Origin of the sequence: Pseudonocardia sp. SID8383 (assembly GCF_009864975.1) — a bacterium.
GTDB classification, from domain to species: Bacteria; Actinomycetota; Actinomycetes; order Mycobacteriales; family Pseudonocardiaceae; genus Pseudonocardia; species Pseudonocardia alni.
Genome location: NZ_WWFY01001094.1, coordinates 1 through 1,025, shown reverse-complemented (window position 1 = coordinate 1,025; position 1,025 = coordinate 1). Strand labels below are relative to the sequence as shown.

Sequence of the window (1,025 nt, the reverse complement as noted above, 5' to 3'; positions counted from 1 at the left end):
CCCCGACACCGCCGAGGTCCCCGGCGGTGGCGACCGCTGGTCCACCTGGCCCGGGCTGCCCGCCGGTGCCCGTGGCCCGCACCCCCACCCCGGCTGGCTGGTGACCGACGCCGGCGCCGTCGACCACGAGCGCGGGGTGCTCAAGACCGGCAAGGAGGCCGACGTGCACCTCGTCGGACGCGGCCTCCCCGGCCGTGACGGGGTGCTGCTCGCCGCCAAGCGCTACCGCGACCCCGCGCACCGCATGTTCCACCGCGACGCCGGCTACCTGGAGGGGCGCCGCGTCCGCCGCTCCCGGGAGACCCGGGCGATGGCGCAGCGCACCGCGCTGGGCCGCGACCTCATCGCCGGGCAGTGGGCGGCGGCCGAGTTCGCCGCACTCGCCCGGCTGCACTCCGCGGGCGCCCCGGTGCCCTACCCGGTGTCGGTCGACGGGACCGAGGTCCTGCTGGAGTTCCTCGGCACGCCCGACGGGCGCGCCGCACCCCGGCTCGCCGCGCTGCGCCCGGACGCGGACGCGCTGACCGCGCTGTGGCACGACCTCGTCGACGCCCTCGGCGTGCTCGCCGACCTCGGCTGGGCGCACGGCGACCTGTCTGCCTACAACGTGCTCGTCCACCACGGCCGGGCGGTGCTGATCGACCTGCCACAGGTCGTCGACGTCGTCGGGAACCCGCAGGGACCGGAGTTCCTGGACCGTGACGTCCGACGCATCGGCGAGTGGTTCGTCGCCCGCGGGCTCGACCCCGCCGCACCCGGGCGACTCCTCACCGAGCTGCGGGAACGCACCCTGCTGGGCTGACCCGGCCCGCCGCTCCCCCGGGGCGCGACGCGGCGTCACGCGTCGCGTCCCGGCGGCCCGGCACCGGGCAGCACGGGTATGGCGCGTAGTGTGGATCGACGAGCGCCCGGCCGCCAGAGCCGCCGGGCCGAGCCCTTCCATCACGGAGCGCGCACCGCGACGACGCGCCGCCGCGCCCGGGCCCGTCGGCCGAGCACACCTCCCCCGAGGTCTCCGCAGGACG

At 78.0% G+C, this 1,025-nt stretch carries 1 protein-coding gene; it reads left to right on the top strand.

The features are described 5' to 3' along the window. On the top strand, positions 1–802 hold an 802-nt coding region (locus GTW08_RS26455), incomplete at its 5' end, for an RIO1 family regulatory kinase/ATPase (RefSeq protein WP_161152680.1). Positions 803–1,025 lie beyond the last annotated feature (223 nt).